Below are 17,949 nucleotides of genomic sequence, written 5' to 3' on the forward strand. Positions count from 1 at the left end.
ACCAGCGAACCAGAGCCGGAAATAGATTTGGATGATGTAACTGCTGATATGGAGAATATTGATGCAGACATAAAAAATACCAGCAGTGAGCTGCTGGAAATGATGAAAGACCTGACCTTCAGCACCCCGGAAATAGAACAATCTATGAACAAGCTCATTAAAACCTTGGAGGTGTAAGAATGAATACACCTAATATAAGATTTAAGGGATTTACTGGGGATTGGGAACAGCGGAAGTTGTCGAGCATATACAACGATATTGGAAATGCTTTTGTAGGAACAGCTACTCCGTACTATGTTGAAGAAGGGCATTTTTATTTAGAATCCAATAATATAAAGGACGGACAGATAAACCATAACACCGAAGTATTTATTAATGATGAGTTTTATGAGAAGCAAAAAGATAAATGGCTACACACTGGCGATATGGTTATGGTTCAGTCTGGACATGTGGGGCATGCCGCTGTAATCCCGGCGGAACTGGACTGTTCAGCAGCTCATGCGCTCATTATGTTCAGGAATCCGAAGGTTGAAATAGAACCTTATTTTTTGAATTATCAGTATCAGACAACCAAGTCAAAAAAGAAAATTGAAAACATCACAACAGGTAATACTATTAAACATATTCTTGCATCGGAGATGCAGGAATTTATTGTGGATGTAACTCCATATGGTGAACAGAAGAAGATTGCTGGACTATTTAGAGATTTCGACAACCTTATCACCCTTCATCAGCGTAAGTGTGACAGTCTAAAGCAGGTAAAAAAGTATATGTTGCAGAAGATGTTCCCTAAGCAGGGGGAGAAGGTGCCGAAAATCCGCTTTGCTGGATTTACTGGGGATTGGGAACAGCGGAAGTTGGGAGAATCTTTATCATTTTTAAAAGATGGTACTCATGGAACTCATTCAGATGCCGTTGATGGGCCATTACTTTTGAGCGCAAAAAATATAAAAGATGGAACTGTAAAATGGGACGAAACTGATAGAAGGATTTCTCAAGAGGAATATGAAAAGATACATTCTAACTTCTCTCTGAAAAATGGGGATATTCTTCTTACAATAGTAGGTTCCATAGGAGAAGCCGCTATATTAAAGGATTCTAATGGTTTGACTTTTCAACGAAGTGTTGCTTTCTTAAGACCAAAGGAAGACATTTTATCAGATTTTTTATATACAGAAATACAAACATCGACATTTCAAAAGGAAATTGAAAGCCGAAAATCAATGTCTGCACAACCTGGAATTTATCTTGGAGATTTAGCAGAAATACCTTTGAAATATTCACCTTCACTCGATGAGCAAAACAAAATAGGAGAGTATTTCTCAAACCTTGAAAACCTTATCACCCTTCATCAGCGTAAGTCAGATAGCCTTAAAGAAATTAAGAAATTCATGTTACAGAATATGTTTCCGAATAAGTAATTATTGCTGGAGGTAGAAGTAATGCAAGAACTGGAAATTATTTCTCAGGGAATTTATGAGGACCTTCGACAGCGTATATTATATGTCCAGCAAAAGGTCCAAAAAGCAGTTAATGCCGGTATGGTGCAAATATACTGGGAAGTGGGCCAACGGGTGGATAATGCCTGTGATGGAAAAAGAGCAGATTATGGTAAGGAAATTCTAAAGTACTTGTCAATCAAGCTCACAAATGAATTTGGCAAAGCGTATTCATTACGGAACCTACAAATGATGAGACAGTTCTTTCGTGCATTTCCAAATGCGAACACACTGTGTTCGCAATTAAGCTGGTCCCATTATAAATTACTTATGAGGGTCAACAATATAGATGCACGAAACTATTATGAAAAGGAATGTGCTGCCGCTGGTTGGAGTACAAGGGAGCTGGAACGGCAAATTACCACCTTTGCTTATCAGCGTACTGTCTCTAATCAAAATACAGAGGAAAAATTACCCCAATTGACGCAGAAAGAGTCTGTAGCCAATAATATGCCGCCATACAAGGACTTTATCCGTGACCCCTATGTGCTGGAATTTTTGGAATTAAAGTCATCACCGGAATTCTATGAAAAGGATATTGAGCAGGGCATTATTGAACATTTGCAGAAATTTTTGTTGGAGCTAGGACGTGGTTTCTCCTTTGTGGCCAGACAAAAGCATATTGATATCGATGGTGACCATTTCTATATAGATTTGGTATTTTACAACTACATATTAAAGTGCTTCGTTCTCATTGACCTGAAGCTGGGGAAGGTAAAGCATCAGGATATGGGACAGATGCAGATGTACGTAAATTATTACAAGCATAATATGAAGCTGGAAGGGGATAATGACCCAATAGGTATTGTTCTGTGTGCGGAAAAGAATGATGCAGTGGTCAAATACACATTAGGTGATGAAAGTCAAACCCAAATATATGCTTCAAAATATTTATCATACATGCCAACAGAAGAGGAATTAAGAAGGGAATTGAATTTTCAGGCCCTGCTGGAACAGTCCAAGGAATAATTTGAGGTAACTATTATGTTTTTCCCCAATAATATGTTCCTCAAATAAAAAAATAGCACTTGCTGATATATCAGGCAAATGCTATAATGAGCGTAGAAAGAAGGTGCCGCCTAGCGGTTGCCCTCGCGCTAAATGTTTATTTTACATCATAACCGCTCGTGCTTGCCGGCTAGGAGCGGTTATTTTTTGTTTCCATGATTATGAGCAGAATCAATAGTAACACCACTATCACACTGTCGTTCATGGGCATCACCCCCTTAAAAGAGGGCAATAAACCGCCAAACAGCACCCGTTAATATTATACCAAACATAAAGTCGTAATTCAATAAATTCAAAATGTATCGGAGTAACTATTATGGCACAGAGCGAAGCATCAATGGAAAAAGCCCTTATAAAACAGCTTACAGAGGATGTGTCCCAGTGGACTTACCGCCAGGATATTACTGATGAAGCCAATCTATGGGCCAATTTCCGTGAAAAACTGAATCAAAATAATATTGGGGCCCTGGATGGAGAGCCGATTACTGATGGGGAATTTAATCAAATTCAGCAGTTCATGCTAGATGTGGCCAAATCTCCATACAAGGCAGCTCTTTGGCTGGCCGGGGAAAATGGTGAGGCGGTTATTCCTCTTACAAGGGAGGATGCCTCCAAGGGCTCCATTCATCTTATGGCTATCAGCAATCGGGAAATAGCCGGAGGCCGTTCTTCCTATGAGGTGATTAACCAGTTTGTATCAGAAAAGCAGGATGATGAGGATAGGGAACGCCGCTTTGATGTTACTCTATTGATCAACGGCCTGCCTATGATTCATATTGAGCTGAAAAATCAGGACCATCCATTCATGGATGCCTTCAGACAGATTAAGAAATACAGTCTTGAGGGAAAGTTCCGTGGCTTATTTGGCATGGTTCAGATGTTTGTGGTAAGTAATGGCAGCAATACCAGATACATTGCCGCTGATACCGGCTCCAATCTAAATGAGAAATTCCTTACCTCTTGGGTAAATAAGAAGAATGAGCCAGTGGAGAATTACCTGGAATTTGCCAAGGAAGTATTGCGAATTCCAGAGGCCCATGAAATGGTGGGAATGTACAGCGTAATAGATTCCGAGCGGAAAAAGCTGATACTTCTTCGGCCTTATCAGGTTCATGCCATCGAGGAAATCAAGGGTGCTTCCTCACGGCAGGAATCTGGCTTTATATGGCATACAACAGGCTCCGGAAAGACCTTGACCTCTTATACCGTGGCCAAGAACCTTATTCTTATTCCTGGCATAGACAAGACCATATTTCTTATTGACCGTAAGGATTTGAACCAGCAGACCTCCTTATCCTTCAAGGCGTATGCGGAAAATGACATTATTGATGTGGATGATACAGATAATGTCCATGAGCTTCTACAAAAGCTGAAGAATAAGGACAGAATTGTTATTGTAACCACTATTCAGAAAATGCAAATCGTTATGAAGCGGTACAATAATGAGACCAAGAAGGATTCTCCCACCACCAAGAAGCTGCGCAGTATGAGAATTGCCTTTGTGGTGGATGAGTGCCACAGAACTGTGACACCGGAAACTCAGCGAGAATTAAAGAAATTCTTTGCCGGGTCCTTGTGGTATGGCTTTACTGGTACACCTATTTTTGATGAAAACAAGAGGCAGCGCAAGGGGGACTTGGCCCGTACCACCGAGGCATTATATGGCCCATGCCTGCACAATTACACCATCAAGGAAGCCTTGCAGAATAAGGCTGTTCTTGGCTTCCAGATAGATTATCGTGATTCCTTGTCCGAGGATACTATTCTCACCGTAGGGGAAAAGCTGGGTGTTGGCAGCTATGATAATCTTCAGGTACACGACAAGGTGGTAAGGGAGCAGGAGGTATTATCTGCATACTACAAGAACAGTGGCGAAGATATTTACGATTCTGATGATCACCGCCGGGAAGTAGTGGAATACATTATCAATAAATGTGCCGGCAAATTCAGGCTTCATGCACCCCAGGGGGAGGCCTATGAGGCCATTCTGACGGTGCAGAGCATCGATATTGCCCAGAAGTATTACAAGCTCTTTAAAGAGTATGTGGCTGGCGGTAATGTTTCTGCAACCATAAAGGAAAAGTGCGTTGATTTCCCTAAGATTGCCATCACCTATACCGTTACGGAAAATGACGATAAATCCATTGTTAATCAGCAGGCTATGAAGGATGCCCTGAAGGACTATAACGAAATGTTTGATACCAATTTTGCCTTGGACAGCCTTCAGGCATATAATACCAACCTAAATGACCGTCTGGCCCGGAAAAAGGGCCGGTATAAGCAGCGTAAGGAGCAGCTGGACCTGGTTATTGTGGTAGACAGGCTTCTGACTGGCTTTGATGCACCGCCTTGTGCTATTTTGTTCGTGGACAGGCCGCCTATGGCTCCCCAGAACATTATTCAGGCCTTCTCCAGAACCAATCGTATTTATGACCAGAATAAGCTCTATGGTATGATTGTGGTATTCCAGCGGTCGGCCCAGTTCCGGACAGCGGTGGATGGAGCCCTTTTACTCTACAGTAATGGTGGAACCAAGGAAGTAAGTGCGCCACCATTTGCTGAGATAGAAAAAGATTTTCAGGAGGCATTGAAGGAGCTTCGGCAGATAGCGGCCACCCCGGCCGATGTGGAAAGTATCAAGGGTGATGTAAGTGCCATGCAGAAATTCGCCAAGGCCTTCCAAAAGGTAGACCGGCTCAGTGGTGAGCTGCAGGTCTATCAGGAGTGGGAGGATAAGGATTTCTCCGACTATGGCATTGACCGTGAGCAACTTAATGACTACAGCGGTAAATATAAGAATGTCATTGAGGAACTGAAGAAGCCCAAGGAGAACGAGCCAGTTATCAATATCGATATTGGCTATGAATTGCAGAATATTGGCAGTGTAACCATTGATTACCGCTACATTGTGTCCCTTATCCAGACCTATATGCCGGATGAGGATGACCTGATAGCAGAGCCTATCCATGATGAAGCCATTGATGAGCATATCACCAAGCTGGGCGAAGCCAATCCTGCCCTTGCAAGTGTTATCAGCACCTTCTGGAACGATATGAAAAAAGACCCTATTAAATACAAGGGCCTTGATGCGCTGACAATCATTGAAACCAGTATTGAGAAAACCATTAATAAGAAGATTAGGGAATTTTCCAAGGAATGGTGCGTCAAACCCCAGGATTTGGTTGCTGTTATTAATACTTTTCAGGATGGTGACAACATCTCCCTGCAGATAGATTATGATGCCTACCGGGAAAGTCACGATGGGGTGAGCAAGCTGAAATATAAAAGGGCCGCCAAGGATGCTGCGGTGGAGCTTATCAAGGATATAAGACCGCTGAGAGATAAGTGATGAAGCGGTGTCTTAATTTACAGTATTGACACTAAAAGTGGAATACAGTAAAATCAGGTGTCTATTACTTACAGTCATAAGTAATAGACATTTTTTATTTGTCTCCATAACAATAATATGATACAATTTCCTTAAATTGAATTAACTTAATTTGATTTAAGGAAAAAGAGGGATTATGGTGCAGTTTATTGGACGTCAAAGAGAATTAAAAATTATAAAAGATCGACTGAATAGCAATAGTTCTGAATCATTATTGATATATGGTAGGAGACGTGTAGGAAAAAGTGAATTAATAAAGGAATCACTGAAGGATGCTGGTGTTCCAGTTATACATTACGTCTGTAGAAAGTCATCATTTGGACAGAATATGTCTGGCCTGAGCCAAGCAGCAGCGAAAGCATTCAATGAGCCCTTTATTAGGTTTGAAAAAATAGACCAGTTGTTAGAATATGCCTATAGTAAGGCAGTAAAGCAGAAGATAGTTCTTTTCATAGATGAGTATCCTTTTTTGCGTGGAGATGATGAGGGGATAGATTCCGAATTTCAAATTGCAATAGATGAATGGCAACACAAATCATGTCTGAAATTGATATTGTGTGGTTCTTATGTTGAAACTATGCAAAAGCTGGTGGATAGTAGGGCACCATTATTTGGAAGATTTACAGAAATATTAAAGCTGAAACCATTTGATTATTATGATACGGCAAAGTTTTTCCCTGATAAAACTTGTGAGGAAAAATTACTTATATACAGTGTTTTTGGTGGAGTCCCATTCTATCTTATGCAGCTTGATGACAGGTTGTCTCCGGTGGAGAATATTCAAAAACTACTTATACCAGAAGGGTCAATGTTGGAGAGTGAAATTAGGCTGCAATTGACAGCAGAGCTTTCAAAAGAAGAAAATGCTAATTTTGTTTTAGAAAAAATAGCAAATGGTGTAGGACGGTACAGTGATATTTCCAGAGATTTTTCTGGAAGCAGTGGAAAACTTAGTCATACACTTGGCAAACTTGAAGGTATGGGATTAATAGAAAAAGATTCCCCCATCAATGCCAGAGCTAATAGGAGGCAGCAGCGTTATGTGATATGTGATAATCTCCTTGATTTTTATTATTCATTTCTTTTCCGTGAAACGACTGCAAGAAGTGCTATGAGTCCAGAGGTATTTTTTAAATCTAAGATAGAATCATTGTTTAATATAAATTATTTTCCAAGAAAGTTTGAGCTTGTTGCCAAGGAGTATTTGATACGTCAGAATCTTTCAGGGAAAATAACACCGCCATTTTCTGATATAGGCAGATATGTATACAATAACAAACTAAAGCGGAAAAATGGTGAATTTGATGTTGTTACACAAGATGAAAATGGGATGATTTCTTACGAATGCAAATACCGTCAAGAACCAATTGGTATGAAGGTTGTTCATGAAGAAGAGTGGCAGGCAAAAGAGTTGGAAATTAACTTTTATAGATTTGGATTCTTTTCCCGTAGTGGATTTGATGAAAATATAGATGGTGAAAGGTATCATCTTATATCATTAGTAGATATGTATCGATAATTAGTGGAGGCAAAATAGCATGATTTATGGATATGCCAGAGTGTCCACATCGGGACCAGCTAAGGATGGAAACAGCCTCAAAGACCAAAAGCAAAAACTGATTGCTGCTGGTGCTTCTGAAATAATAGAGGAGTATTATAACGCCATTGGTATTAGCGTCGGCGTAATTTAACCACCTACGGGTCGGTCAGCATAGCCATTTCAGAGTCAGTATAAAATAAGTTGCTGGAGCTAAATAGCCGTCCGGTGTTATGCCGGACGGCTACTTTGATTTATTAGATTATTTCTGATGTTCTATAATTTTATTTCTTGTGTACCTTAGATTGTATTTCAACTGCTCTAATCTCTCCAAATCAAAGAGCGGATTGGCGGTGAATACTTCATCTATCAAGGCATCCACCTTATCAGGAGACAGTTTATCCAGTTTAAGGTTTGAGTGCTTTATCAGCTTTAACTGCTCCTCCTGTGTTTCCTTAAATGGCTTTGAAGGCTGCTTACGGAATTTCATCTGTTTATTGATTTTCTGATACCACAGGCTATTACCGTTATCAAATACTGGAGCCATGCCGCTGAATTTTTGTGTATTTACATCCCTGATAAAACCGAAATTGCCATAGTGACGGTCCGAATTATGTATCAAATAATCAAATGCCAGCATATTATCAATTTCTTTTGGCTCCACCACTATCTCCAATTTTTCCATGCACCTCAGAAAATGATGGTAAGTGTCCTCATGGTTCAGTTTTGGTAAGACACTTCTTACTTCCAACGCAGGTACATATTCAGTATCCGGAGTTATAAACGTCTCACAGGTACAATAAGCCTGCTCTGCCTCATCATCATAAACCAATTTATAGTCTACATGATACAACCCCAGTTCTGTCAGCAGCTTTGAAGCAAATACCTCGTTATAAGGCTGTTGGTCGTATGGAGCAGTCCCCTCTTTATACAAAATACGCTTGTTGTCTTCAATACACCAAAACTTAGGCAGTTCACCGTTTGAACTGCTATCTGGTGAATAACTTGATTCACCAAATTTTATTGATTTGAAACTCTGCTTTTTGAAATCATTTTCAAACAGATTCACAGCTTCCCAGTCCAGTTCAAAGCCCTCAGGCTTGAACCAGTACTGGTCTGAAAGATTAAGGCCAAGATTCTTAAATGAAATTGCTGCAGGCGTTTCTACACCATAGGCATTCAGCATAGCAGCCAAATCCTTGCGGTGTACCGAAACACTACGGTTATCAATCCAATTTTTCAATGCAGAGGTGCTATCATGACTGTACTGAACGGATAATGGCAAATATTCCACATTAATTGTGGCAATCTTATCTTGGATCCAACCAGAAATGGTATCTATATTAAAACTGCAAACGGGAATATCTTTGCACATTAAAGTTATTTTCATATAAGCCCTCCCTTCAATAATTGTTACCACAATTATTATGTAAAAAAATCAAATTTCTTTTAATGTTAATGAGCAGCCCATAGCACTCAAATATTTGATAATGGTTTCTATTGTTCCGCCATTCCCCTTTTCCAATCGGCTTATAGCCTGCTGAGACAACCCAGAACGCTCACTAATATCTTTCTGGGTTAGAGAATAGGCTTTACGCTTGTTTATAAGCTCCTGTTTGAATTGCATTTCTGCCTGAAAGAGCTTATGCTGCCTCATAAGAGCCTCATCACTGGCGGTAAGTTCTGCTATAATTTTACGTTCCTCTACAGGATTGCTTTTAACTAACATATTTCCACCCCTTTACAATAATCCTTCCTTTTTGGCTCTGGATAATGCTTTTTCCAAGTCCTGCTTTTCAGCTTTGCCCTTCTGTTTTTTGCAAATATGCAGAAACGCAACAGCATCCTTATACTTTTATTGTAGTAATTATACAACAATATTGATGTATTTTCAATGTAGGCAAAGCAGCATACCTTACGAATACGCCAGAGTGGCCACATCAGGACAAGCAAAGGATAAAAATAGCCTTGAAGGAGATATGATTGTTGAGTGCACCCAGGAAAAACAAAAACCTCGAAACCAGCGTAAATACTAGCTTCGAGGTTATTTTCATATGGTGCGAATGGCGGGAGTCGAACCCACGGCCCTCTGCTTAGGAGATGTTTTGCTCGAAAAATATTTTGTATATTTCATATTTTAGTTATTTTTCTTCCATTATATAGACTCATTTCTTTCATATTATACATCTCTTAAACAAATAATATATTATGAAGGTTCAATGTGGGTCAAAATAGGGGTCAAAATCTAAAACGAAAACTATCAGTATAACGTGCATCTACACTTTGTATGGTAGCATTTTGTACCGCAATCATTGATAGCATTGCCACAAGAACCAACAGCATCACTTTTCTACTCATTTTTTATACCCCCTTTAGCTAATTTTAACATAATTGTCGTTTGCTATCGCATATTCTGCCTAAATTCATTAAACAGGACCGCACTTAGGGCGTTCATTATTACATGGTACTTCTCTGAGTCCTTAAACATCTGCTCATAGGTTTCTTTACTCTCAATATAAGCCTGTTGGGCCGTGTTATTGAAGATATTAGGAAATACATTATTTGTAAACATTTGCTGGCCGTTATTAACAGCAGCTGTTTGGAGCTTCTTGTCTTTGATCAATTTATCATGGAGATTGGATATCATAACCTTATCTGCCTCGGTTATTTCCCCAGCATACTGCTCATTAATCTTGTTAATTACTTCTTCCAGCGGACTTACTGTATCTGTCTGTTTTACAGGCTGTTTAGGTTTTGCTGGCTCATACTCACCCTTCTTTTCCTTTACCAGTTCTATAGAGCCTTCAAAGGTCTTTTTGAGATTATAGTATTCCAGACGGACACGGTTATCCAAATCAAAGGGTGTAGCCGGGTCACTCGGTAAAACCTTGGCCAGATATGAACAGAATATGTATTCCTTATGAGTTGCCTTATCGAACATTCTCGCAAGCTGTGAGATATAGGAATACCACTTCACAAAGCTGCGGCACATCTTACGGAACTGATACCGCTGCTCCTGATTCAGCTCATTATATTTACGCTGAACCGGCAGGAGCGTATTAGTTATGGCCTCCTGTGTCTTGTTATTCTTGCGGGCATCCTCATCAAAGTAAATTTTATTGACATTCTCAATGTCTGTTTCATCATAGATTTTGTATTCACGGAGCATACTTTGAATCTTATAAATAGTATTCTTGTTAAGCTCCTGATTTAAGTATGTTTCCTGATAGAATGGTGTTCACCCGCTATATGCTTCTGGCAGTTTCCAAGCGAGACAATGAAGACGACAGAACGCTTGGCGAGCTGTTCTACATCATGATATCCGAAGTTGCCGACATAACATACCATGAATCCATGCAGATCATAGTGGAGGCTATACTGGCGACGGTTCAGGAGGAATTTCATATTGCCGATGCCCAAGTAGAAACCTTCTACGCGAAGTTTATGTCCAAGCTGCCGGAGTCCATGTAGCGCCTATTGCAGGTGGCCTGAGGATTTTATCTCTTGAGATATACGGTTTTCAAGGAGCCGTTAGTATTTTCTATGTGGGAAGTTTGAGCTCTCCATAAAAAATATTCCTCGCTCCCGGTTGACAAAGTTACACTTCTAAGATAGAATTATCTCATCAATAGCGAGGCAATGGAGCCCAAACGGATTGTAATGATTCGTTTGGGCTTTTTCTCTCCTTCACAATGTTATTTCACAATATGTTTTCACACGCACACGTTATTGATGCAAATCTGTCGAAAGCAGGACAAGGGCGTCCAGCAGCAGGGGTATATCCCCAGCTGCCTGGCGCCTTTTTTCTTGCCGAAATTTCCCGCCAGAAAGGAATTGGTATTATGCGCTCATTCCCTTTATTCTCCGAACTGGAAGCACACCGTGACAAAGCCAATGAGGCCTTTCATCATAATGTGAAGCCCGTGCTGATGGAACGCCTGCAGGAGTTCGGCTTCGCACCAGCCAGTGAAGCCTCCCCTGGCATCCTGCAGCTGACTGAGGCAGCCACTGACAACTGTTACATCCTGGCCATACATCCCTACGAGCTTGACATACACTTCCAGCATGTCAAGACCGGTGAGCAGATTCTCATCTGCTCCATCAGCAATCTGGAGCTCAGCGCCCATGTCATGATGGAAATCATCATCGACTCCATCGACAGCTGGCTGCAGTACGGAGTAATCTACGACTATAACAAGGCCCAGCTGCTGGAAGAACGTGCCAAGGCCAGGGCCTGACAAAATACCGCCGGGAGGAGGGAGATTCATGGAAGCATTGCTGGCACACAAAGACGAAATAAATGAACAACTGGCCCGCTATGGCGTGAAATTCGGGATTTACAAGGAGGGCAGCTACAACGAACGGTTGTTTCCCTTTGATCCCCATCCCCGCATGATCGGGGCAGAAGAATTCCGGCAGCTGGAGCAGGGCCTGGCCCAGCGGGTGGTGGCCCTGAACAATTTTCTCTACGACATCTACCATGAGAAGAAAATTATCAAAGACCAGGTAGTGCCGGAGGAATTTGTCTACCGTTCCCCGGGGTATCTGGCCCAATGCGAGGGCATCACCCCGCCCCACGGCTGCTACAGCCATATTTCCGGCATCGACCTGGTGCTGGGCAAAAATGGCGAGTGGTATGTGCTGGAGGATAATCTGCGCATTCCCTCAGGGGCCTCCTATCCCCTGATAGCTAGGGCTCTCTGCCGCCGCTGCAGCCCCGCCACCTTCCAGCAGCACAGGGTTCTGGACAACCGGGACTACGGCAAGCTCCTGAAGCACACCATGGAACATGTCAACACGGGAGGCATCAATGTCATCTTCACCCCCGGCAGGTACAACGCCGCCTACTTCGAGCATGCCTATCTGGCAGAACAGGCGGGGGCTGTGCTGGCTGAGAGCGGCGACCTGTTCGTGGAAAACCGCAGGCTCTACTGCCGCACCAGCTGTGGCGCCACTCAGGTGGGAGCCCTTTACCGCCGGGTCAGCGATGAATATCTCGACCCGCTGTTCTTCGAAGCCTCCTCCCTCATAGGCATACCAAACCTCATGGATGCCTATATGGCAGGCAACGTGGCCATCATCAATGCCCCCGGCAACGGCGTAGCAGATGACAAGGGCATTTACTACTTCGTCCCCCGCATGATTTCCTATTATCTGGGAGAGGAGCCCATCCTGCATAACGCCCCTACTTACCTGCCCTATTTCCCGGAGGATTTCGCCTATGTCATGTCCCATGCCCACCAGCTGGTCATCAAAGATGTGGCAGAGGCCGGCGGCTACGGCGTCATCTTCGGCAGCAACCTCACTCAGGAAGAGCTGGAGGAACTGAAAAAGGCCATCACGGCTGCGCCCCGCCGCTTCATCGCCCAGGAAGTAGTAGACTTCCAGGACCTGCCGGTTTCCGAAGGAGAAGCGACAGTCGAACGCAAAGCAGACCTCAGGGCCTTTGTGCTCACGGCAGAAAGCCCCGTGGTCTGGCCCAGCGGCCTAACCCGTTTTTCCCGCAATCCCGACAGCTTCGTTGTCAACTCGTCACAAGGAGGAGGTTTCAAAGATACATGGATTCTATGCCACTGAGCAAAGCCTCCCGGCTCTTCTGGCTGGGACGCTACTACGAACGGGTCGCTGCCACTCTCACCTATCTCTGGGACTGGTACGACAAGATGATTGACGGCGTGCCGCCGAACTGCAAGGACTTCTGCCGGGCCCTGGAAATCTCCTGCCCCTATCTCAGCACGGAAGAATTCCTGCATGATTATGTCTTTGACGGCACCAATCCAGAATCACTGCGCACCGCCGCAGACAATATGCTAGGCAATGGCATGATGCTCCGGGAAACCATCGGCAGCCGCACCCTGTCCTACCTGGAGCTGGCTGTAACCGCCATGGAAAGCGGCGTCGGCAGCCTCTCCCCCACTCTGCCCCTGCAGCGCACCATCGACTACATCATGGCCTTCCGGGGCTGCTATGATGACTGCATTGCCGATATCGAAGTGCGGAACATCATCAAATGCGGTGCCAGCATAGAAAGGCTGAGCCTGTACCTGCGCCTGGGCTGGCAACTGGAACGGGTTCCCACCGAAGTGGGACGCCTGCTCTACCGCACCAGAAGAGCCAGGCTTTCCGCCTGCCCCGGCTGCCTGCAGGTGCTGGAAAACCTGTCCGAGCCCTACAATGATTCAGACAAGCAGAAGCTGCTGGCAGCTGCAGAGCAGCTTTTCTCACTATGATTGCCTAAAAAAGAAAGGAGGCGAACTGCCATGGGGCGTTCTCTGGATTTTTACTTTGACACCGAACTGAAATTTTCCCAGCCTGTCGCGGAACATGAGTTCCTCCTGCGCTGCCTCCCTGCCGAAGCCCCGGAGCAGCAAATCGAGACGCAAAACCTGACTCTTCTGCCCCACTGCGCCGTAACCAGCCGGGGGAAGGATGCCTTTGGCAATGCATACTGCGCAGGCAGGATAGAGGAAAAGCATGAGGTCTTCCGCTACACTTTGGAAGGCCGGGGCCACCGTGACGATTCCCTGCGGAAAAAGTCGGAGGCTGCTCCCTTTTATCTCTATCCCTCTCCCCTTACCCAGCCCACCAGGGAAATAGAAGAATTCTTTGCCACCCTGCCCCAAAAGGACAGCCCCCTGGCTACGGCGCAGCTGTTCTCTGCCCGGGTTCATCAGCATTTCACCTACGTGCCGGGCCACACCAATGTCTCCACCTCCGCAGTGGAAGCCTTCCGATTAGGGATAGGAGTCTGCCAGGACTATGTGCATGTGCTCCTGGCCCTCTGCCGCCTGGCAAAGATTCCCGCCCGGTATGTCAGCGGCCTGCCCATAGGCGAAGGGGCCAGCCATGCCTGGGCTGAAGTCTGGGAAGACGGCCTCTGGTACGGCCTTGACCCCACCCGTGACTGCCCTGCAGATGAGAGCTACCTGAAATTCTGCGTGGGCCGGGATTACAGTGACTGTCCCCTGGAACGGGGCATGTTCACAGGAGGAGCCGACCAGACGCAGACTGTATTCATGAAAGTGACGGTGGTATGAACATGATAGAGGAAGTGGTGTCTGCCCACCTGCCTGTGGGCGAGACCCTGAGGATACAGAAGAACCGCATCGAGGGCGCAGAACCAAAAAAGCGCCTGGCCATAGTGACCGGCACCCATGGCGATGAGCTGGATGGCCAGTATGTAGCCTGGCAGCTGGCCAGAGTGCTGAAGAAAAGGCAGCCGCTCCTGCGGGGCACGGTGGACATCTACCCTGCCTTGAACCCACTGGGCATCAGCACCATTTACCGGGGACTGCCGGGCTTTGACCTGGACATGAACAGAATCTTTCCCGGAAGCAGCGAGGAGACCATGTACGAATACATCGCTGGCGGCATCATCGAGGATATCGCCGGGGCTGACCTCTGTATTGACATCCATGCCAGCAATATCTTCCTGCGGGAGATACCCCAGGTGCGCATCAATGAGCAAAGCGCCGAGACGCTGCTTCCCCTGGCGAAGTTCCTGAACCTGAATTTCCTCTGGGTACACAGTGCAGCCACGGTGCTGGAAAGCACTCTGGCCTACAGTCTCAACTCCCTTGGCACCCCCACTCTCGTAGTGGAAATGGGGGTGGGCATGAGAATCACTAAAAGTTACGGCGACCAGCTCATCACGGGCATCCTCTCTGTCATGTCTCAGCTTTTCATGCTGGAGGAGCCCTGTCCCCCGGTAGCGCCTCCCATCGTCAGCACAGACGGCAACGTGGCCTTTGTCAACGCCAATGCCTCGGGCATCTTCATTCCACGGGTACGGCATGAAGAAAGGGTGGAAGAGGGACAGCTCCTGGGACTTATCGCCGACCCACTGAGCGGTGGCGTCAGGGAGGAACTGCACAGCCCCGCCAGCGGCCTCATCTTCACCCTGCGGGAATATCCCGTGGTCAATGAAGGCTCACTGATTGCCAGGATCCTGGGAGGCGCCCTATGAAGAGAAAAACCTTATTCACCATCGACGCCCAGCCCTACCGCCAGCCCATCCCGGTTTATGGCTATTTCTTCGGCTCAGAGGAAAAGACCTTGGCGGTCATGGGCGCCATCAGGGGCGATGAGTTCCAGCAGATGTATACGGCTGCCAAACTGGTGCAGGAACTCATCCGCCTGGAAGCAGAGGGGAAAATCATCGATGACTGCGGCCTTTTGGTCATTCCCTGCGCCGGACAGTTTTCCATGAATGTCAGCCGGCGTTTCTGGCCCCTGGACAATACGGATATCAACCGCATGTTCCCGGGCTATGACAAGGGCGAAACTACCCAGCGGCTGGCCTGGCGCATCTTTGAGGCCCTGAAGGGCTATACCTACGGCATCCACCTGACCAGCCTTTACCTGCCGGGAGATTTCATCCCCCATATCCGCATCATGGATACGGGCTGGCAGGAAAATGCAGAAGGACTGGACTTCGGGCTGCCCTACCTCATCACCAGGAAGCCCCGGCCCTACGACACAACCACTTTGAACTACAACTGGCAGGTCTGGGAAACCCGCACTTTTTCCCTTTACACCAAAGCCACGGATTTCATAGACGAGAAAAGCGCTCAGGAAGCTACCGACAGCATCCTGCGCTTCCTCACCCGGCACGGATTCCTGAAAGACGTACCTCTACCCGAAGGCGAAGCCACCCAGGCCGTCAGTGAGAAAAACCTCGTCACCATCAGGAACATCTGCGGCGGCATCCTGCTACACTGCCGCCCCACCTCAAGCCAGGTACAGGCTGGCGAAATCATGGCCAACATCGTCGATCCCTATACGGCAACGGTGCTGGAAGAAATACGCGCCCCCCAGAAGGGCACTATCTTCTTCGCCCGCCACGCCCAGATCATATCCGCCCAGACCATCGTCTTCCGGCTGATTCCCGGCTGAATTTCACTATCATACAGATGACAAAAGAGGAGCTGCTTGCTGAGCAGCTCCTCTTTGTGCTGATATTTTTGTCCTATATTATATATTATTTACTCAAACTTCCCACATAGAAAATACTAACGGCTCCTTGAAAACCGTATATCTCAAGAGATAAAATCCTCAGGCCACCTGCAATAGGCGCTACATGGACTCCGGCAGCTTGGACATAAACTTCGCGTAGAAGGTTTCTACTTGGGCATCGGCAATATGAAATTCCTCCTGAACCGTCGCCAGTATAGCCTCCACTATGATCTGCATGGATTCATGGTATGTTATGTCGGCAACTTCGGATATCATGATGTAGAACAGCTCGCCAAGCGTTCTGTCGTCTTCATTGTCTCGCTTGGAAACTGCCAGAAGCATATATCGGGTGAACACCATACGCGACCTTTTTGGATCTGCTGCTCCGTCCACCATGCCGGAATCAGTACCTTCCTACACAGCCTGACACTTGGTATCTCGTTCTTATTCAATAGATTGTGAATCGTAGTAATGCTGATGTTCCCATCGAATACTATCTTTTGCACTTCCCGCACAGTGTAATAATTACGTTTTCCACTACTATCCATACTAAAACCTCCATTTCGAATATAAAAAATGTTATAATCAAAAAGAATAGATTATGCCCTTTAATTATCAGATAGGGCATTCCTATCTTTTGTTTAACATTATACGATTGTTTTATCCTATCCGCAAGGAGTATTTTATGTTTTTTTATAATTCTTTTTCAGATAATTTACGAAAGCTAAGAGCTAGACACGATTTATCTCCAACAATTTTTGCAAATATTTTAGGGTTAAAAAACAAAGTTTCCATAAGTAATATGGAAACAGGTTCTACTATGCCTCAATATAACACTTTGGTAGAAATATCTGATTTCTTTGGAGTTTCATTAGATTGGCTTACTGGAAGAACAAATGAACAGTATACACTTCCAACTATAGAGAGAATTGAAGATTACTTGCTAAACATTGCAAATCATGTAAATTTACGAGACACGCCTGATTTAATTTACTTTTATTATGTTGCTCATTTAGTTCTTGATTTCAAAAATTATCATTTATTTAGAAACGGATTTACATTGGAAGAACGAGCAGATGTTATCTATGCGTTGAATTTCTGGCGATATGCCTCCCATAGATTACATGTTGAGGGATATGATTCACAAAGAATAAACATACATTGTGCATTAGAAGAAATAGATGGACTTCCTGATGAAGACCCTCCAAATGCGCTGATTAGTAAAATTGCTGGTATTTTGAAAAAGAATTTCCCATCCTATCAAGAACAAATACAAATACTAAGTGATTCATGTTCAAGCAAACGTGCTGGAACTATATTTGCCACGGAGTGTAACTATTGTATAGCTATATTAAGTCAGGCATATGACAAATTAAAAATTTTGCCTTATATTCAATCATCAAAAGCGCCAGAAAAAACGTAATGGCCTTTTCAAAAATGTGGGTCAAAGAAATATTTGCACACAAAAAGCCCCATGCGACATCTCGCGAAGTCGCATGGGGCTTGCTTTCATCTGGTGCGAATGGCGGGAGTCGAACCCACGGCCCTCTGCTTAGGAGGCA

General features: G+C 44.8%; 17 protein-coding genes. 13 read left to right on the forward strand and 4 right to left on the reverse strand.

What is annotated here, in order from left to right:
* Positions 1 to 179 precede the first annotated feature (179 nt).
* From Q0Y54_RS06000 to Q0Y54_RS06020, 5 genes are all read left to right on the forward strand, one after another.
* Entirely contained in the window at positions 180 to 1,421 is a 1,242-nt protein-coding gene (locus Q0Y54_RS06000) for a restriction endonuclease subunit S (RefSeq protein ID WP_297965270.1), read from the forward strand.
* A gap of 21 nt (positions 1,422 to 1,442) precedes the next feature.
* On the forward strand, positions 1,443 to 2,468 hold the full coding sequence (locus tag Q0Y54_RS06005) for a YhcG family protein (RefSeq protein WP_297965272.1): 1,026 nt from the start codon (positions 1,443 to 1,445) through the stop codon (positions 2,466 to 2,468).
* Positions 2,469 to 2,823: 355 nt separating this feature from the next.
* Positions 2,824 to 5,856, forward strand: coding sequence for a type I restriction endonuclease subunit R, EcoR124 family (locus Q0Y54_RS06010; RefSeq protein ID WP_297965274.1), 3,033 nt, complete (start codon positions 2,824 to 2,826; stop codon positions 5,854 to 5,856).
* Between the two features lie 175 nt (positions 5,857 to 6,031).
* A complete protein-coding gene (locus Q0Y54_RS06015; RefSeq protein WP_297965276.1) occupies positions 6,032 to 7,414 on the forward strand; it encodes an ATP-binding protein in 1,383 nt (460 codons plus the stop codon).
* A 19-nt stretch (positions 7,415 to 7,433) separates the two neighbouring features.
* Entirely contained in the window at positions 7,434 to 7,586 is a 153-nt protein-coding gene (locus Q0Y54_RS06020) for a recombinase family protein (RefSeq protein ID WP_297965278.1), read from the forward strand.
* Between the two features lie 108 nt (positions 7,587 to 7,694).
* Here the strand turns inward: Q0Y54_RS06020 and Q0Y54_RS06025 are convergent, their stop codons facing one another.
* The 3 genes from Q0Y54_RS06025 to Q0Y54_RS06035 all read right to left on the reverse strand — a co-directional run bounded on the left by Q0Y54_RS06025 (position 7,695) and on the right by Q0Y54_RS06035 (position 10,601).
* The gene (locus Q0Y54_RS06025) at positions 7,695 to 8,852 is read right to left on the reverse strand and encodes a HipA domain-containing protein (protein ID WP_297965280.1); all 1,158 of its coding nucleotides are present in this window, start codon (positions 8,850 to 8,852) and stop codon (positions 7,695 to 7,697) included.
* Positions 8,853 to 8,870: 18 nt separating this feature from the next.
* Entirely contained in the window at positions 8,871 to 9,161 is a 291-nt protein-coding gene (locus tag Q0Y54_RS06030; protein ID WP_297965283.1) for a helix-turn-helix transcriptional regulator, read from the reverse strand.
* A gap of 672 nt (positions 9,162 to 9,833) precedes the next feature.
* Positions 9,834 to 10,601, reverse strand: a complete 768-nt coding sequence (locus Q0Y54_RS06035) for a hypothetical protein (RefSeq protein WP_297965285.1) — start codon at positions 10,599 to 10,601, stop codon at positions 9,834 to 9,836.
* Positions 10,602 to 10,648: 47 nt separating this feature from the next.
* Between Q0Y54_RS06035 and Q0Y54_RS06040 the strand changes: the two genes are divergently transcribed.
* From Q0Y54_RS06040 to Q0Y54_RS06070, 7 genes are all read left to right on the forward strand, one after another.
* The gene (locus Q0Y54_RS06040) at positions 10,649 to 10,903 is read left to right on the forward strand and encodes a hypothetical protein (RefSeq protein ID WP_297965287.1); all 255 of its coding nucleotides are present in this window, start codon (positions 10,649 to 10,651) and stop codon (positions 10,901 to 10,903) included.
* A gap of 236 nt (positions 10,904 to 11,139) precedes the next feature.
* Positions 11,140 to 11,670, forward strand: a complete 531-nt coding sequence (locus Q0Y54_RS06045; RefSeq protein ID WP_297965289.1) for an addiction module toxin RelE — start codon at positions 11,140 to 11,142, stop codon at positions 11,668 to 11,670.
* A 28-nt stretch (positions 11,671 to 11,698) separates the two neighbouring features.
* Entirely contained in the window at positions 11,699 to 13,009 is a 1,311-nt protein-coding gene (locus tag Q0Y54_RS06050) for a circularly permuted type 2 ATP-grasp protein (protein WP_297965291.1), read from the forward strand.
* Entirely contained in the window at positions 12,991 to 13,662 is a 672-nt protein-coding gene (locus Q0Y54_RS06055) for an alpha-E domain-containing protein (protein WP_297965293.1), read from the forward strand. Before Q0Y54_RS06050 ends, Q0Y54_RS06055 begins: the two co-directional genes overlap by 19 nt.
* Positions 13,663 to 13,692: 30 nt before the next feature.
* The gene (locus Q0Y54_RS06060) at positions 13,693 to 14,469 is read left to right on the forward strand and encodes a transglutaminase family protein (protein ID WP_297965296.1); all 777 of its coding nucleotides are present in this window, start codon (positions 13,693 to 13,695) and stop codon (positions 14,467 to 14,469) included.
* Positions 14,466 to 15,398: a M14 family metallopeptidase gene (locus Q0Y54_RS06065; protein ID WP_297965298.1), complete on the forward strand. Its 933-nt coding sequence runs from the start codon at positions 14,466 to 14,468 to the stop codon at positions 15,396 to 15,398. Before Q0Y54_RS06060 ends, Q0Y54_RS06065 begins: the two co-directional genes overlap by 4 nt.
* A complete protein-coding gene (locus Q0Y54_RS06070) occupies positions 15,395 to 16,327 on the forward strand; it encodes a M14 family metallopeptidase (protein ID WP_297965300.1) in 933 nt (310 codons plus the stop codon). The genes Q0Y54_RS06065 and Q0Y54_RS06070 overlap by 4 nt, the downstream gene beginning before the upstream one ends.
* A 180-nt stretch (positions 16,328 to 16,507) precedes the next feature.
* Here Q0Y54_RS06070 and Q0Y54_RS06075 read toward each other — a convergent pair whose 3' ends face one another.
* Positions 16,508 to 16,747: a hypothetical protein gene (locus Q0Y54_RS06075; protein WP_297965302.1), complete on the reverse strand. Its 240-nt coding sequence runs from the start codon at positions 16,745 to 16,747 to the stop codon at positions 16,508 to 16,510.
* Between the two features lie 325 nt (positions 16,748 to 17,072).
* Here Q0Y54_RS06075 and Q0Y54_RS06080 point away from each other — a divergent pair, with 325 nt between their 5' ends.
* A complete protein-coding gene (locus tag Q0Y54_RS06080; RefSeq protein WP_297965304.1) occupies positions 17,073 to 17,810 on the forward strand; it encodes a helix-turn-helix domain-containing protein in 738 nt (245 codons plus the stop codon).
* Positions 17,811 to 17,949 lie beyond the last annotated feature (139 nt).

The sequence above is a fragment of the uncultured Anaerovibrio sp. genome (genome assembly GCF_947302755.1).
Lineage (GTDB): Bacteria > Bacillota > Negativicutes > Selenomonadales > Selenomonadaceae > Anaerovibrio.

Coding starts and splice junctions, on each gene's coding strand:
- Q0Y54_RS06065 (WP_297965298.1), top strand. CDS start 14,466: ATGAACATGATAGAGGAAGTGGTGTCTGCCCACCTGCCTGTGGGCGAG.
- Q0Y54_RS06050 (WP_297965291.1), top strand. CDS start 11,699: ATGGAAGCATTGCTGGCACACAAAGACGAAATAAATGAACAACTGGCC.
- Q0Y54_RS06005 (WP_297965272.1), top strand. CDS start 1,443: ATGCAAGAACTGGAAATTATTTCTCAGGGAATTTATGAGGACCTTCGA.
- Q0Y54_RS06035 (WP_297965285.1), bottom strand. CDS start 10,601: ATGCTCCGTGAATACAAAATCTATGATGAAACAGACATTGAGAATGTC.
- Q0Y54_RS06020 (WP_297965278.1), top strand. CDS start 7,434: ATGATTTATGGATATGCCAGAGTGTCCACATCGGGACCAGCTAAGGAT.
- Q0Y54_RS06070 (WP_297965300.1), top strand. CDS start 15,395: ATGAAGAGAAAAACCTTATTCACCATCGACGCCCAGCCCTACCGCCAG.
- Q0Y54_RS06030 (WP_297965283.1), bottom strand. CDS start 9,161: ATGTTAGTTAAAAGCAATCCTGTAGAGGAACGTAAAATTATAGCAGAA.
- Q0Y54_RS06015 (WP_297965276.1), top strand. CDS start 6,032: ATGGTGCAGTTTATTGGACGTCAAAGAGAATTAAAAATTATAAAAGAT.
- Q0Y54_RS06080 (WP_297965304.1), top strand. CDS start 17,073: ATGTTTTTTTATAATTCTTTTTCAGATAATTTACGAAAGCTAAGAGCT.
- Q0Y54_RS06055 (WP_297965293.1), top strand. CDS start 12,991: ATGGATTCTATGCCACTGAGCAAAGCCTCCCGGCTCTTCTGGCTGGGA.
- Q0Y54_RS06060 (WP_297965296.1), top strand. CDS start 13,693: ATGGGGCGTTCTCTGGATTTTTACTTTGACACCGAACTGAAATTTTCC.
- Q0Y54_RS06045 (WP_297965289.1), top strand. CDS start 11,140: ATGTTTTCACACGCACACGTTATTGATGCAAATCTGTCGAAAGCAGGA.
- Q0Y54_RS06040 (WP_297965287.1), top strand. CDS start 10,649: ATGTTTCCTGATAGAATGGTGTTCACCCGCTATATGCTTCTGGCAGTT.
- Q0Y54_RS06075 (WP_297965302.1), bottom strand. CDS start 16,747: ATGGTGTTCACCCGATATATGCTTCTGGCAGTTTCCAAGCGAGACAAT.
- Q0Y54_RS06000 (WP_297965270.1), top strand. CDS start 180: ATGAATACACCTAATATAAGATTTAAGGGATTTACTGGGGATTGGGAA.
- Q0Y54_RS06010 (WP_297965274.1), top strand. CDS start 2,824: ATGGCACAGAGCGAAGCATCAATGGAAAAAGCCCTTATAAAACAGCTT.